Consider the following 13,356-nt stretch of genomic DNA (forward strand, 5'->3'; position numbering starts at 1 on the left):
GCCCGCGTCGACTCGATGACCTTCGTCGACCTTGGCCTGTCCTGGCGGGCTTCGCGGAGCACTCCGCCCGGTCCCTACAAGCGAGGAGGGCACGATGACCACCGCACTCGATTTGACCGACCTCCGTGTGCAGGCCGACGCCACCATCGATCGACTGATCGACGAGGCAGGCCTCACCCGACGCAACAACCGGTTCTTCGCGGGCGCGAAGGAGGCCACCTCGGTGAGCCCTGCCGGTGCGCTGCGGATCGCGGAGAAGTGGCAGCGGACCACTCAGTCGTTCATGTTCACCACCATCTCCAGCCTCGGTGCGCACGGGCGACGCCTGGCTCGCGACTACACAGTGAGTCGAGAGGTACTCGGAGCGTATCAGATGGCTTACCGAGTCATCGGGGACGATCTGGACAATCGGGCGGCGGCATTCGCGGAGGTCGCACCGGAGGGTGTGGACGGTGTCCACTACCTGTGGTGGGCGGACACCATCTGCGCACCGCTGCGCTCGGCCATGGGCAGCGCGGACGCGCCCGCCGAGTCCGCCGCGCTGACCCGCATCCTCGACGTCATGGACGCCATGGCAGCCGAGGAGCTGGGTGGTGCGGTCCAGCTCCGTGTCGTGGAGACCATCGCCCTCGACATCGCGGTCGCGTTCCGGCGCCTGTACGGCAAGGTCACCGTGGACGGTCGCCAGGTCCTTCCCGAGCAGCGCGACTACGCCTGGATCGACTCGCACATCCGGGCGGAGACGGGCCACGCCGCGTCCGTCAGCGACGACGAGGCCGGCATGAGTCACCTGGTCTCCACCCCGGCCGAGGCGCAGCACTTCGTCGCGCTCGCGGAGTCGTACGTCCCGGCGTGGGCGGACCTGCTGGACGACTTCGCCCGGGACCTGTCGTAGCGCGACCAACCGAGAACGGCACTGACGGCCGCCACCGACGACGCCCCGGGCCCGTGGTGGCGACCGCCGGAGTCATCCGGCTTCGAGGATAGGAGCTGCCATGCGATCGTCCCTCCCCACAGTGGAAACAGACGCCGTCGTCAACGAAGTGAACGAGCTGCGTGCCCGCTACCAGCGCGAGACCGAGCCCGGATCGCCGGAGGCGCTGCGCCGGCTGGCCGGTTGGATCGCCGACTCGGCGTCGCTCGGTGCCCAGCCCGCGGCCAGGGCACTCGTCGAGGACCTGTCCGGCGCACACGACACGCCGCAGCTCACGGCCACGAAGCGGCACATCAACTCGCGGGCCGACAACACGCTCCTGTCCGTGTTCTCGGCCGCGTACTTCCCGTCGCTCGGTCTGGACTACCTGGAGTACGAGCCCATCCCGTCCGACCCCGTGCTCGTGGACCGCTACCCGAGCCCGACGATGCCGGTCAACCTGCTCCGGCACAGCGCCGGTTTCGACAGTCGGGTCGTCGTGGCGCTCTTCCCGGAGAACCACATCGACGGTCGCCAGGAACCGAACGACCTGATCTTCTACTTCATCGACAAGTTCGTCGCCCGGCACCGCCTCACCCGCCGGCTCATCGACGCCGCCATGGTCCCGGGCTCGTTCCCGCTGCTGTCCGGCGTCGACGACTCCGGCGTCGAGCGGGCCGCCGGTTCCTGGGTGCGGCTGCACGAGTTCCACCACCGCACGGGCAGCATGCCGATCCCGCAGTTCCTGTCCGCGAAGAGCTACAAGCCGCTGGCCGGCCTGGAGGAGATGCGGGTCGACGTCAAGTCGATGCTGGTCTGCCTCGACGACGCGGACATCGATCGTGAGCTCGCCGCGCTGACCTTCGAATTCGTCCTCGCCGAGCGGCTGCTGCGGTACTCGGTCGAGGGGATCCCGAAGCCGAACTACGACGCCATCGCGTCGCAACTGCTCTTCAACTACCTGCGCGGGCACGGCGCCCTGACGATCGACGAGGGACGGATCCGGCTCCTGCCGAGCCTGCCCGAGGCGCTGAGCACGCTCGTCACCGAGATCGCCGAGCTGGAGGACGTCGTCCTGACCGAGGGGGTCGAGGCCGCCCGCGCGGGACTGATCGACTTCACCCGCCGGTACACCCGGTACGACGAGGAGAAGCGGGAGTTCCTCCACGTGCCCTTCTTCGCCGAGCTCAAGGAGCGACTCGGCGTGTGAGCCACGCCGGCCGCCCTCCCGACGACGTGCGGCTCCGCCCCTCACCCCGCTGGAAGGTACCGACCATGACCACCGTTATGAACTCGACCGAAACCGGCATCCTCGGCACGTGCGACATCGACGCCGACAGCCTCGCCACGGACCTCGACACCATGGCGTCGTTTCCCTACACGGACAAGTACAGCGACTTCGTCTGCGGCGCCTGGAAGAGTTGCGCGGTGTGGAACGGCACGGGCCTCGGCCTCGACGCGGGACTCGACCCGTTCGAGGGCCCGGCCGTCGTCACCGACCTTGGCCAGCGCCTGCCGTACGTGCGGCACCTGGTGGGTGAGCTGTTCGACATGTCCCGCCTCAAGTACGGCCGGCTCGCCCGGCTGACCCCCGGCAGCGCGCTCGTGCCGCACCGGGACTACCTCGAACTCGACACGAACCTGATCCGGATCCACCTTCCGCTGGAGACCCACGAGTCCTGCGTCAGCTCGCACAACACGACGCTCTACCACATGAACGTCGGTGAGATCTGGTTCCTCGACGCGACCCAGGCCCACAGCGCGGTCTCCGGGTGGACGAAGGACCGCACCCACCTCGTGCTCGACTTCCAGGCCGACTCGCTCGCCGCCTGCTTCACCGGCGAGGTCCAGTCGCCCCGCATCCCGAGCACGCACCAGGTCGCGCGGCAGCCGATCGACCAGGAGGAACTCGCCGCGTTCGAGCGCGCCGGGGTGCTCATGGACACCACCAACTACCGGGACTTCCTGAAGATCGCCATCAAGACGATGTTCACCCGGGACATCACCCCGGACAACGTGTTCGACCTGCTGGAGGGGGCGGCCCGGCACTCACCCGTCGCCGCGCGGCTCGACATGATCCCCCCGATGCGGACGTACTTCCTGCTGGCCCGAGAGTCCTGAGGCGGATCATGCGACACGCCAGCCAAGTCTGTGTCGTCGTGGACGGGTACTCGACGGCCAACGCGCTCGCGCCGGCCCTCGCCGGTTACGGCCTCGGCGCGGTGCACGTGCAGAGCGACCCGGACCTGCCGCAGTTCCTCCTGCGTACCGGCGTCGACCACGCCTACCTCGACACCTACCTCCACGACGGCGACGTCAGCACCATCGTCGACCGGCTCGACCGGGCGGGCCTGCGCCCGCGCAGCGTGGTGGCCGGCGCCGAGACCGGCGTCGAGCTGGGTGACCAGCTGGCCAGGGCGCTCGGCGTGCCCGGCAACGATCCGGCGACGACCCGGTGCCGCCGCGACAAGCACCACATGGCACGCGCCGCGGCGGCCGGGGGCGTCGCCGTCATCCCGCACCTGAGCACCGCCTCCCGCGACGAGGCGGCGGAGTGGCTGCGCGCGGGGGGCTGGCTCGGCGACGCCGTCGTCAAGCCCCGAGCCAGTTCCGGCAGCTTCGGCTTCCTGCGGTGCCGCTCCGAGGCGGACCTCGACACCGCGTTCAAGAGCTGGCTGGGCGCACCCGACGTGTTCGGCGACCCCATCGGGGAACTTCTCGTCCAGCCGTTCATGACCGGCGACGAGTACGCCGTCAACACCGTGTCGGCAGGGGGCGGGTACGTCGTCTCGGACATCTGGCACACCAGGAAGCGCCACGAGGGCGGTACGGCGCTCTACGACCTGGAACGGCTCGTCGATCCCCGCGATGCCGTCTTCGAGCAACTGCACGGCTTCGTCGGGACCGTGCTCGACGCCCTGGACATCCGCGAGGGGACGGCGCACACGGAGGTCATGATGATCGCCGGTGAGCCGGTGCTCGTCGAGACCGGCGCCCGGTTCATGGGCTCGATCGACATCTCGCAACTGACCGAGGCGACGGGCACCAACGCGGTGCAGTTGGTGGCCGAGACGATCGTGGCCCCGGACCGCTTCGCCGCCCGGGTCCGCGAGGGCTGGCGTCCCGTGCTCCGCCGGCACGCCGCCATGGTGCAGTTGCTGTCCCGCCACTCGGGGACCCTCGCCGGCTACGACCTGCCGCTGCTGCGCGGGCTGCCGTCCTTCCACACCGTCGACACCTACCTGGAGACCGGCGACCCGTTGCAGGTCACCGTCAACTCGTACACGACCCCGGGCCTGGTCTTCCTGGTCCACGAGAGCCCGGAGACGATCTCGGATGACTACCGCCAGCTACGCGAACTGGAGGCAGCGGGTGCCCTGTTCCTGTCGGCCTGACCAGCGCACGCCACGGCTGACCGTCGGCGGCACCGCACGCGCCCGCCGGCGGGCCGCCGCCACGCGGGAGGCAGCCGCATGAGCGCACCGCACCGGTCGGCGTCGCAGGACCCGGCGACGGACTACCTGCGGGCGGTACGCGACGGTGAGCTGCCGCCGGACCTGCCGGCGCGCACCGCCGGCCGCGTGCTGGGGCCCGACATCGAGGCACAGAGCTTCCACCGGGTGATGTTCGTCGACGAGCGGGAGCTCGCGTCGTTCTACGCCGACTTCACGGTGCTGCTCGACGTCGTGGGGCGGCTGCCGCACCTGCTCGCGGGCGGCAGCGCGGCCGCGTTCGGCGCGCTGACCGACGTGCCGGAGGTGCTGCGCCCGCTGTTGGCCGGAACCGACCTGCCCGCCCTGGTGCCGTACGGCCGCGCCGACCTGATCCACGACGGGACCGGGTTCAAGGTCCTGGAGCTGGGCCTGAGCCCCGCCGTCGGCGGTGCCGAACGCACCGCCTGGCTCCCCGCCGTCATGGCGGAGCCGGCCTTCCGGCCCTTCGCCGAGCGGCACGGACTGCGACACCTCGACCCCATCACCGCCCTGCTCGACCTGCTGCGCACGGTGGAGACCACGCGCACGGGGCACGACGCCGAGGCACTCGGGCAGACGGAGGTGCTGATGGTCGAGGCGACCGGCGCGCTCGCCGAGTGGGCCGGCGACTGGCGCCCCCTGGGCGAGTGCCTGGAGGCGTACTCCGATCGTCCGCTGCGGACCCGCCTGGCGGAGGTCGCGGACCTGCACGAGCCGGACGGCACCGTCGCCGACCACGTCGCCGGGGCGACCCACCTGCTGCGGTTGTTCAACCTGACGGAACTCGCGGAGGAGCCGGACCCCGTGGCGGCCTGGCAGCGGCTGCATCCGGAGCCGGGCTCCTCCCTGCCGCCGATGGCCACCTCGCCGGTGCACGACATGTACAACAGCAAGGCGTGCCTCGCCCTGGTGTGGCTCCCCGAGGTGCAGGACGCGCTGACCGACGGCGAACGCGCCGCGTTGCGGCGCATCCTTCCCGAGACGACCCACGTCGACGCGGCCAGCGACCTGACCGGCTTCGTCCGCGACCGGGCGGACACCATCCTGAAACCCACCACCCTGGCCCGCGGCGAGGGCACGGTGGCCGGCTGGACGGTCGACGACGAGACGTGGCGGGCGGCGCTCGCCACGGCGGCCGGGAGCGGTCGTCACATCCTGCAACGGAGGGTCGTCCAGCGGGTGGAGCCGGGCTTCGACACCGACGGCGTCACGGAACGGGACTGGTACGCGGTGTGGGGGATGCACTACGGGCCCGGTGGGCACACCGGCTTCTCCTGCCGCCTGACCACCGTGCCGGGGACCGTGGTCCGAGGCATCGCGAACGTCCTGCTGGCACCGGTGCTGCTGCACCCGGGGGCCTGAACACCGCCACCGGTCACGGGTAGGAGATCACCCTGAAGAAGAACTTCCGCCTGCTGTGGAGCGCCGAGACCGTCAGCCAGTTCGGCTTCGAGGTGGCGACGGTCGTCATCCCGCTGTTCGCCGTGAAGACCCTGAACGCCACACCGGCGCAGGTCGGTTTCCTGGTGACCTGCGAGTTCCTGGGCTTCCTGCTCCTCGGACTACCGGCCGGCGCGTGGATCGACCGCCGGCGCGGGGAACGGGTCCTGGTGTTTTCCAGCCTGGGCCGTACGGCCGTGTTCGGGGTCGTCGCGGCACTGGCGCTGGCCGGCAACCTCACCATGCCCGCGCTGTACGCGTTGATGTTCGCGGGGAGCCTGTGCACGGTCTTCCTGGGGATCTCCTACCAGAGCGTCCTGCCGCGGATCGTGGACCGGCAGCTGCTGCCCGGCGCCAACTCGCGGGTGGAGTTCACCCTCTCGCTGGCGGAGATCACCGGCCCGGCCATCGCCGGCTTCCTGTTGGCGCTGGCCACGTCGTCGTACGTCCTCGGCGCGGCGGCCGTCTGCTTCGGCATCGCCACCGTGCTGCTCAGCCGGATCCGGGTGACCGGGGCGGCGGCAGCCCCGCCGGCACGCAACACCACGCTGGTCCGGGACGTGCGCGACGGCATCAGGTACGTGCTGCGGGTGCCGATGTTCCGGGTGATGGCCATCCGCAGCTCGACGTACAACTTCTGCAACATCGCGACCACCACCATGTTCCTGCTGCTGCTGGCGTCGGTGCTGCGGCTGCCGTCGGCGTACATCGGGATCATCTTCTCCGGCGCCGGTGCCGGCGCGACCCTCGGCGCCCTCTCGGCGGTCCGGCTGTCCCGGCGCTTCGGCGTCGGGCCGACGGTCCTCGGCGCGTGCGTGCTGGCGGGGCTCGCCTCGATTCCGCTGCCGTTCGCGCGCAGCGGTGGCTGGCTGATCGTCGCCGGCATCGGCTACGGCATCGCCTCGGGATGCATCGTCGTCTCCAACATCCTGCAACTGTCGGTCCGGCAGGCGCTGTGCGCGCCGGGCATGCAGGCCCGGTTGAGCGCGACGATGCGGTTCCTGGTCTGGGGCGTGATCCCGTTGGGCGCGTCGGTCGCGGGGCTGGTCGCGAACGTCATCGGTGTCCGCCAGACCCTCGCGCTCGCGGTCGCCGGCGAACTCGTCTCCATCGTTCCGCTGTACTTCTCGCCGCTGCGTCGGGTGGTGGAGATGCCCACCGAGCCCGAGTCCGGACCCGAGCCGGCCCCGGAGCCGCCGCCCGAGGGGGCGGCGGCCGACGGGGCGCGGCCGGAGGCACGGCAGCTCAGCGACTGAGCCGAGCGACCTCGTCGTCGTCCAGCGTGATGACGCCGGCCAGGTACTGGCGCGTCGACCCGCCCAGGATGACCCGGTCGCCGCGCAGCTCGCAGTTGGCGTGGATGGTCAGCGTCTTGCCGAGCCGGGGAGAGAACTGCCGGGAGGTCAGGCTGGTCCTGCCCAGCTCCTCCGCCCAGTAGGGGACCAGCATGCAGTGGGCCGACCCGGTGAACTGGTCCTCCGGGATCGACTGCTTGGGGCCGAAGAAGCGGGCGACGAAGTCGGAGGAGATGCCGGGGGCCGTCACGACCACCGCGCGCCGGTCGAGGGTCCCGAGCATCCGCTGGTCGGGTTCGATCGCGCGCAGGTCCTCCTCGTTGTCGTAGACCGCCATGTAGTCCATGCCCCCGTAGACCGCGGTGGGCGCGATCGACAGCCCGGCGAGCAGGGCCTCCGGCGGGTCGACCCGCTCGCGCGGCAACGCGGGGAAGGACATCACGAACTGTCCCTCCGGGGTACGGCTGACGACGAGGGGACCCGTGTTGGAGTGGAAGGTGACCTCGTCCCACTCGGGCCGCAGGTGGTTCAGCACCACGTGGGCCGCGGCGAGCGTGGCGTGCCCGCACAGGTCGACCTCCATCGACGGCGTGAACCAGCGCAGCGCGAAGCTGTCGCCCCGGTCGATGATGAACGCGGTCTCCGCGAGGTTGTTCTCCAGGCCGATCGCCTGCATCACCTCGTCGCTGAGCCACTCGTCCAGGGGGCAGACCGCGGCCGGATTGCCGAAGAACACCCGGTCGGTGAACGCGTCGACCTGGTACAGGGGAATTTCCATCGTGCCTCCAACTGGTGTCAGTGTCGTTCGCGGGCCGCCGGCCCCATCGCCTGCACGCGCTCGATGAGCTGGCGCCGTTCGTCGGCGTCCATGGGGATGGCCCAGCCGCTGGCCGCCGACTGGTGGATGTTGACCACGGCCGAGCCACGGTCGGCGCGGATGTTCAGGCCGGAGCACTCGCCGCCGAGCACGTAGAGCCCGAGCACCACGTGGTGGGGCACCGGCTCGGCACCGGCCTCGGGGGCGAACCGGCACTCGGCGAGCTGCACACGGCGCTGGGCGAGCCAGCCGTCGGGGCCGCGTTCGGCCAGCCGGACGGCGATCGTGTCCGCGTCGTGGTCGGCCCCGAGCATGACGTCGTGCCCGCCGGACGAGTGCCCGAACTTGAACACGTACTCGGCGCGGTCCGCCAGCAGGTGGTCACGGTTCTCCGGGGTCACCGAGACGGTGTGGGGCACGTAGCGGGCGACCATGTCGCGCACGCCTTCGGGCAGCAGGCTGGCGAAGCGCTCCTCCCAGAACATCGCCATCCAGCGCTTGTGCGTACGGATCTCGGCCTCGAAGAGGTTGATCACGGAGGCGCCGCTGCCGACCAGCCGGGTGATGAAGTCGTAGTCGTCGTCCATGTCCTCGTGCATGAAGCCGCGATAGACCAGGGTGCGCTTTCCGGCCGCCGGATCGAGCCACCGCTCCGGATAGTCGGCGTGGAAGACCAGCTCGACCGGCACGTCGGGCAGGCGCCGGCGTAGCGTCTCGGTCAGCAACTCGAAGCCGAAGTAGCCGACCCCGATGCGGCTCGACCAGTCACACACCACCACCCGGTCGAAACTGCCCTGGTGGAAAGCCCTGATGACGACGTCCGCGATCTGTTCCTCAGGCCTCGGCGTGCCGGCGAGCCACGGAATGTCGACCGCCTCACCCATCACCTGATAGCAGTCGTGGAACTCGAATCCGGAAATCGACGAGTCGATGTTGAATTCACAGAACTGGTATCCGGACGGAGTCGGTAGCACGTCGACGCGGGCGAAGACCTGCTCGACGGAATCCAGTTGTTCCCAATTGACGAAGGGCGCGATCTCGGCGGGCAGGCCGAATTCCGTCAACAGTTTCTCGGGAGGCCCCGACCGGAGGAACTCGCGGATCACCACCGTCTGCGCCTCGATCATGGCGCAGGCCGCCTCCGCCATCCGGTCGAACTCGTCCCGGTCGATGACCAGCGGATAGGGGATGAACCGCATCCGGGTGGCACCGAGATCGTCCATGAAGCGCCGTACCGACGGCGCGGCCGCGACGAGCGCGGACCGCGCCGGCTCGGCCTGAAGCGCGGCCACCAGCGGCGCGTTCAATTCCGCGAAATTGCAGTCCGAATTGTCGTGTCGCACCGTGAACCGCACCCCTTCGCCCGACTCGCTATTGAATCGGATGCGAGTGTACGGCACGAGCGGCTTGGCGGGCAGGGGCGAACTCGCGGTATTGATTGCGGACACGGTAAGTGTCGAACATTTCAGGGGTCGACCGGTCCGGGGTCGCCGAGTACAGTGACCGGCCGTCGGCTGGCCCCGCTTCACACGCGACGGTGACGACATCGGCCGTTGCAATCTCGATTTCGTCGCGTGACCCGTGCCGGACACGTGGCGGAGCCATTACGGGGAATCATCACCCGAGACCCGCACCCGGAAATCGGCCCGGTACGCATCCGTCATCCCCGTAGAGACAGGATCACCGCCATGACCGCACTCCTGGACGCCGTCGCCGCAGGCGTCACCATCCACGACCTCAGCCAGCCGTTCGAGGAGGGGATGCCCTGCGCGCCGAACCACCCGGGGTTCCGCCTGGCCCTGCTCCGTCGGCACGGCGACGTGGTGCGTGCCGACGGCGGTTCGTCGGCCGGCGAGCTGATCGTCACCGGCGGGCACGTCGGGACCCACGTCGACGCGCTGTCGCACATCTCGCAGGACGGGCTGCTGCACGGCGGCCACGACGCCGCCGAGGCGCAGTCGGGTGGCCGGTTCCGCGTACACGGCACCGAGACCATTCCGCCGTTCGTCCGGCGGGGGGTGCTGCTGGACGTCGCCTCGGCCCACGAAGTCGACGTCCTTCCCGGCGGGTACGGCGTGACCGCCGACGACCTCGAACGGTGCCTGCGGCGTACGGGTGTGCGGCTGGTCGAGGGTGACGTGGCGCTGGTCCGTACCGGCTGGGCCCGGCACTGGTCGGATCCGGCGGCCTACCTCGGTCTCGACACGGGCGTGCCCGGCGTCGACCCCTCCGGCGCGGCCTGGCTCGCGGAGCACGGGGTCGCCCTGACGGGCGCGGACACCACCGCCTACGAGCAGATCCCTCCCGGCGCCGGGTTCCGCGTGCTGCCGGTCCACCGGCTGCTGCTGGTGGAGGCGGGCATCTACATCGTCGAGCACCTGCGGCTGGACTCGCTGGCGGAGGCCGGCGTGAGCGAGTTCCTGTTCGTCCTCGCCCCGCTGCCGATCGTCGGCGGCACGGGCTCGCCCGTACGCCCGCTGGCCGTCGTGTGACACGTGCCCGGCCGCCTCGCGACCCCGCCCGTCGTCGCTCGGGCACGTAGTCTCGCCCGGTGCTCGAGATGCCTCTCACCGCCCGGCAGTGGCGTCGCCGGGCGACGGTCGCCGCCGCCGTCGCCTTCGCGATTGCCTGCATAGGCGCGCCCGTCAGGCAGTCGGTGACGAGGGCGATCGAGGCAGGCCGGGGCGAGAAGACGCCCGCTGCGGCGGCCGAGGCGTACCTCCTGGCGGTCTTCCAGCCGGACGACAACCCCGACATCAACCGGTGCCTGTGCGGCGACAATCGGGACGAGCTGTTTCGGCAGGCTCGCGACCTGCGCAAACAGGTCGATTCGCAGGCCACGTTCGGCGTACGGGTCGAGACGACCAACTGGCAGACCGACCCGGACGGCATGGTCTCGGCGATGGTGGACCTCCGGTTCACGGAGGTCGACTCCACGGGGAGCGTCACCTTCACCGGCGCCACCCACCGGTGGCGCTTCCACACCATGGAGGAGGGCGGCTTCGGCGGCGGCTGGAAGGTCTGCCGCGTCGACGCGCCGCCGCTGTGCGGCACCTACCTCCGCTGCTGACGACATCTCCGCACGTACACGGCGAGCCGAGCGAGCGGGCTGAAGGCTCTACTCCGAGGCTGCGTCAGGCTGCTCGGCCACGAACGTCCCTCGTGCGTGCACGGTGACGACAAGACCCCGGTCGCGCAGCTCCCGCATGGCCATCCGCACAGTGCCCCGGGCTACGCCGTAGGTCTGCTGGAGGTGCAGTTCGCTCGACAGCGGCTGACCAGGAGTTAGCTTGCCTTAGCAGCACAACGACTGCGAGCGCGCGGGCGGGACTGGATGCCCACCCGGCCGGCGCGGCAGGTCTGGATCGGCACTGCGGCTACGTGCACGTGTACCAGACCGGCGCCCTTGCCGGCGTCAACCCGACCGCCTGCCCGCGCTGGTGCGACCGGGACGGCTGCCAGCGCCGAGGCCACCACCGTTCCCGAACCCGTCACCTGGACACCAACCGGATGGAGGCGTTCATCGTCGACGTGGGCCTGGTGCAAGCGCTGCACCCGGCCGCCGAGGCAATGGTGAGCCTGACGAGCGTCGAGGACAGCGCCGCCGCCCACCTCGTGCTGTCGATGAGGCAGGCCCGGGTGCTGTGGTACCGGCTGAGCCACCTACTGGACATAGCCTTGGCGGTACGCAACGGCGCGCGCTGGGCGTAGCCGCCGCACCCTCTTCTGCACAGACTCAGGCTTGCCTGGCGTCGGAGCATCCGACAAGCAGCCCCGTGACCTTGTACAATTTATTGTACGTAACGTTGGGAGGCAGCATGCGGACCGTCCCCTACTCAGAAGTCCGACAGAACCTGGCCAAGATGCTCGATCATGTCGTGGACGACGCCGAGGAAGTGGTGGTGACCCGCTCCGGCCGGGAGGCCGCAGTCATCATCTCGTTGCGGGAGTACGAGTCGTTGAAGGAGACGGCCTACCTGATGGCCAGCCCCGCCAACGCGCGCCGCCTGAACGAAGCCGTCGAAGAGTTGCGCAACGGGGGTGGGGAGACACACGACCTGATCGACCCCGACGCCACTTCAGGTGGGGCCTCGGCCGCGTGAAGGTCCAGTTCGCCGGCCGAGGCTGGGACGACTACCTGACCTGGCAGCGAGATCGTCAGATGCTCAGGCGAGTGAACACCTTGATCGAGGACATCCGACGCAACGGCCATGAAGGCATCGGCAAACCGGAGCAGCTTCGCGGCAACTGGGCGGGGTTTTGGTCGAGACGCATCGACCAGGAACACCGCCTCGTATACCGGATCATGGACGACACGGTGCAGATCGCGCAGTGCCACTACCACTACGAATGAGCCTTCCCAGCCCTCACCGGCGGTCAGCCCCGGCCTGAAACCGGGGCTGAGCTGCACCGGAAGAGATCATCGGCCGCGGAGGCGTGTGGGATTCGAACCCACGAAGACATCGCTGCCTTACCGGTTTTCAGGACCGCGAAGCTCACGGCGCTGACCTGCTGCTATGCCCGATGACGGCCACACAGCGACACGCAGACAACACACGAACCGCTGAAGTTGACCCCTGACCGGATAGCCCAGCGGTACATGGCTGATGAGTGGGCTACGAACGAGCGCCGCCCTGGAATTGCTCCCTCTGGCCGGCATTCGTGCTGGCCAGGGGCGTTTTTGGGGCGGAGGGTGTGGGATTCGAACCCACGAAGACATCGCTGCCTTACCGGTTTTCAAGACCAGCGCCATCGGCCACTAGGCGAACCCTCCCGGGCCGCGCGCCCGAGGGTGCGCGACGTGCCTAGTCTGCCACGGACCCGCTGCGGGCGAGCGGGCACCGCACCCGCGCTGGCATGATCGACGGCATGTGGGAGAACCCGTCGGTGGTGCTGATCAGCGGAATCATGGCCGCCGGAAAGTCCACTGTGGCCGAGGCGCTGGCCCGGCGGCTGCCCCGCGCGGTGCACCTGCGCGGCGACGTCTTCCGGCGGATGGTGGTGAGCGGCCGGGAGGAGATGACCGCCGAGCCGTCGCCGGAGGCCTGGCGGCAGCTGCGGTTGCGCTACGACCTCGCGGCGGCGGCGGCGGACCGGTACGCCGCCGCCGGCTTCACCGTGGTGCTCCAGGACGTGATCCTCGGGGCGGACCTGCCGGCGATGGTCGACCGGATCCGGCACCGGCCGTTGGCGGTCGTGGTGCTCGCGCCGAGCCCCGAGGCCGTCGCCGCCCGCGAGGAGGCGCGCGACAAGAAGGGGTACGGGGACTGGCCGGTCGCCGACCTGGACGCGGACTTCCGGGCGCAGACGCCCCGGATCGGGCTCTGGCTGGACACTTCGGCGCTGACCCCGGCGCGGACGGTGGACGAGATCCTGGCCCGGGCGTGGACCGACGGGCGGGTGGGGTAGACACGGACC

At 70.1% G+C, this 13,356-nt stretch carries 14 protein-coding genes, 1 tRNA gene and 1 pseudogene; 12 read left to right on the forward strand and 4 right to left on the reverse strand.

Annotated features, from left to right (window positions below; genetic code table 11):
• Positions 1-94: 94 nt before the first annotated feature.
• The 6 genes from RM555_RS00225 (at position 95) to RM555_RS00250 (ending at position 7,082) form a co-directional block, all read left to right on the forward strand.
• On the forward strand, positions 95-895 hold the full coding sequence (locus RM555_RS00225; RefSeq protein WP_311409846.1) for a DUF6202 family protein: 801 nt from the start codon (positions 95-97) through the stop codon (positions 893-895).
• Between the two features lie 100 nt (positions 896-995).
• Positions 996-2,123 carry a DUF6421 family protein gene (locus tag RM555_RS00230; RefSeq protein ID WP_311409847.1) on the forward strand — a complete coding sequence of 376 codons (1,128 nt, stop codon included), beginning with the start codon at positions 996-998 and terminating at the stop codon, positions 2,121-2,123.
• Positions 2,124-2,188: 65 nt separating this feature from the next.
• Complete coding sequence (locus tag RM555_RS00235; RefSeq protein WP_311409848.1) at positions 2,189-3,034, forward strand: aspartyl/asparaginyl beta-hydroxylase domain-containing protein; 846 nt, start codon at positions 2,189-2,191, stop codon at positions 3,032-3,034.
• A gap of 8 nt (positions 3,035-3,042) precedes the next feature.
• A complete protein-coding gene (locus tag RM555_RS00240) occupies positions 3,043-4,308 on the forward strand; it encodes a hypothetical protein (RefSeq protein WP_311409849.1) in 1,266 nt (421 codons plus the stop codon).
• Positions 4,309-4,386: 78 nt separating this feature from the next.
• Positions 4,387-5,748 (forward strand): hypothetical protein, encoded by a 1,362-nt coding sequence (locus tag RM555_RS00245; protein WP_311409850.1) that lies wholly within the window; start codon positions 4,387-4,389, stop codon positions 5,746-5,748.
• A 50-nt stretch (positions 5,749-5,798) separates the two neighbouring features.
• Entirely contained in the window at positions 5,799-7,082 is a 1,284-nt protein-coding gene (locus RM555_RS00250; RefSeq protein WP_311410092.1) for an MFS transporter, read from the forward strand.
• Here RM555_RS00250 and RM555_RS00255 read toward each other — a convergent pair.
• The gene (locus RM555_RS00255; protein WP_311409851.1) at positions 7,072-7,899 is read right to left on the reverse strand and encodes a PhzF family phenazine biosynthesis protein; all 828 of its coding nucleotides are present in this window, start codon (positions 7,897-7,899) and stop codon (positions 7,072-7,074) included. The genes RM555_RS00250 and RM555_RS00255 overlap by 11 nt on opposite strands.
• A gap of 17 nt (positions 7,900-7,916) precedes the next feature.
• Positions 7,917-9,386, reverse strand: coding sequence for a hypothetical protein (locus RM555_RS00260; RefSeq protein ID WP_311409852.1), 1,470 nt, complete (start codon positions 9,384-9,386; stop codon positions 7,917-7,919).
• Positions 9,387-9,626: 240 nt separating this feature from the next.
• On the opposite strand from RM555_RS00260, the gene RM555_RS00265 reads away from it, so the two are divergent.
• Together RM555_RS00265 and RM555_RS00270 are read left to right on the forward strand one after the other, a co-directional pair.
• Positions 9,627-10,430 (forward strand): cyclase family protein, encoded by an 804-nt coding sequence (locus RM555_RS00265; RefSeq protein WP_311409853.1) that lies wholly within the window; start codon positions 9,627-9,629, stop codon positions 10,428-10,430.
• 59 nt (positions 10,431-10,489) lie between these two features.
• Positions 10,490-11,008 (forward strand): hypothetical protein, encoded by a 519-nt coding sequence (locus RM555_RS00270; protein WP_311409854.1) that lies wholly within the window; start codon positions 10,490-10,492, stop codon positions 11,006-11,008.
• Between the two features lie 48 nt (positions 11,009-11,056).
• Here the strand turns inward: RM555_RS00270 and RM555_RS00275 are convergent.
• A pseudogene (locus RM555_RS00275) lies at positions 11,057-11,221 on the reverse strand (GntR family transcriptional regulator); the annotation flags it as partial.
• Positions 11,222-11,319: 98 nt separating this feature from the next.
• Here RM555_RS00275 and RM555_RS00280 point away from each other — a divergent pair.
• The 3 genes from RM555_RS00280 to RM555_RS00290 all read left to right on the forward strand — a co-directional run bounded on the left by RM555_RS00280 (position 11,320) and on the right by RM555_RS00290 (position 12,292).
• Positions 11,320-11,649: a hypothetical protein gene (locus tag RM555_RS00280; RefSeq protein ID WP_311409855.1), complete on the forward strand. Its 330-nt coding sequence runs from the start codon at positions 11,320-11,322 to the stop codon at positions 11,647-11,649.
• 107 nt (positions 11,650-11,756) lie between these two features.
• A complete protein-coding gene (locus RM555_RS00285) occupies positions 11,757-12,041 on the forward strand; it encodes a type II toxin-antitoxin system Phd/YefM family antitoxin (RefSeq protein WP_311409856.1) in 285 nt (94 codons plus the stop codon).
• Complete coding sequence (locus RM555_RS00290) at positions 12,038-12,292, forward strand: Txe/YoeB family addiction module toxin (RefSeq protein WP_311409857.1); 255 nt, start codon at positions 12,038-12,040, stop codon at positions 12,290-12,292. The genes RM555_RS00285 and RM555_RS00290 overlap by 4 nt, the downstream gene beginning before the upstream one ends.
• Positions 12,293-12,625: 333 nt before the next feature.
• Here RM555_RS00290 and RM555_RS00295 read toward each other — a convergent pair.
• Positions 12,626-12,712: transfer RNA gene (locus RM555_RS00295), tRNA-Ser, on the reverse strand.
• An 83-nt stretch (positions 12,713-12,795) separates the two neighbouring features.
• Here RM555_RS00295 and RM555_RS00300 point away from each other — a divergent pair.
• Positions 12,796-13,347: an AAA family ATPase gene (locus RM555_RS00300; RefSeq protein WP_311409858.1), complete on the forward strand. Its 552-nt coding sequence runs from the start codon at positions 12,796-12,798 to the stop codon at positions 13,345-13,347.
• Positions 13,348-13,356 lie beyond the last annotated feature (9 nt).

This window comes from Micromonospora reichwaldensis (genome assembly GCF_031845925.1).
Lineage (GTDB): Bacteria > Actinomycetota > Actinomycetes > Mycobacteriales > Micromonosporaceae > Micromonospora > Micromonospora reichwaldensis.

What these genes read in the sequence shown, in the direction of transcription:
- RM555_RS00225 (WP_311409846.1), top strand. Translation starts at nt 95, where the DNA reads ATGACCACCGCACTCGATTTGACCGACCTCCGTGTGCAGGCCGACGCC.
- RM555_RS00230 (WP_311409847.1), top strand. Translation starts at nt 996, where the DNA reads ATGCGATCGTCCCTCCCCACAGTGGAAACAGACGCCGTCGTCAACGAA.
- RM555_RS00235 (WP_311409848.1), top strand. Translation starts at nt 2,189, where the DNA reads ATGACCACCGTTATGAACTCGACCGAAACCGGCATCCTCGGCACGTGC.
- RM555_RS00240 (WP_311409849.1), top strand. Translation starts at nt 3,043, where the DNA reads ATGCGACACGCCAGCCAAGTCTGTGTCGTCGTGGACGGGTACTCGACG.
- RM555_RS00245 (WP_311409850.1), top strand. Translation starts at nt 4,387, where the DNA reads ATGAGCGCACCGCACCGGTCGGCGTCGCAGGACCCGGCGACGGACTAC.
- RM555_RS00255 (WP_311409851.1), bottom strand. Translation starts at nt 7,899, where the DNA reads ATGGAAATTCCCCTGTACCAGGTCGACGCGTTCACCGACCGGGTGTTC.
- RM555_RS00265 (WP_311409853.1), top strand. Translation starts at nt 9,627, where the DNA reads ATGACCGCACTCCTGGACGCCGTCGCCGCAGGCGTCACCATCCACGAC.
- RM555_RS00285 (WP_311409856.1), top strand. Translation starts at nt 11,757, where the DNA reads ATGCGGACCGTCCCCTACTCAGAAGTCCGACAGAACCTGGCCAAGATG.
- RM555_RS00300 (WP_311409858.1), top strand. Translation starts at nt 12,796, where the DNA reads ATGATCGACGGCATGTGGGAGAACCCGTCGGTGGTGCTGATCAGCGGA.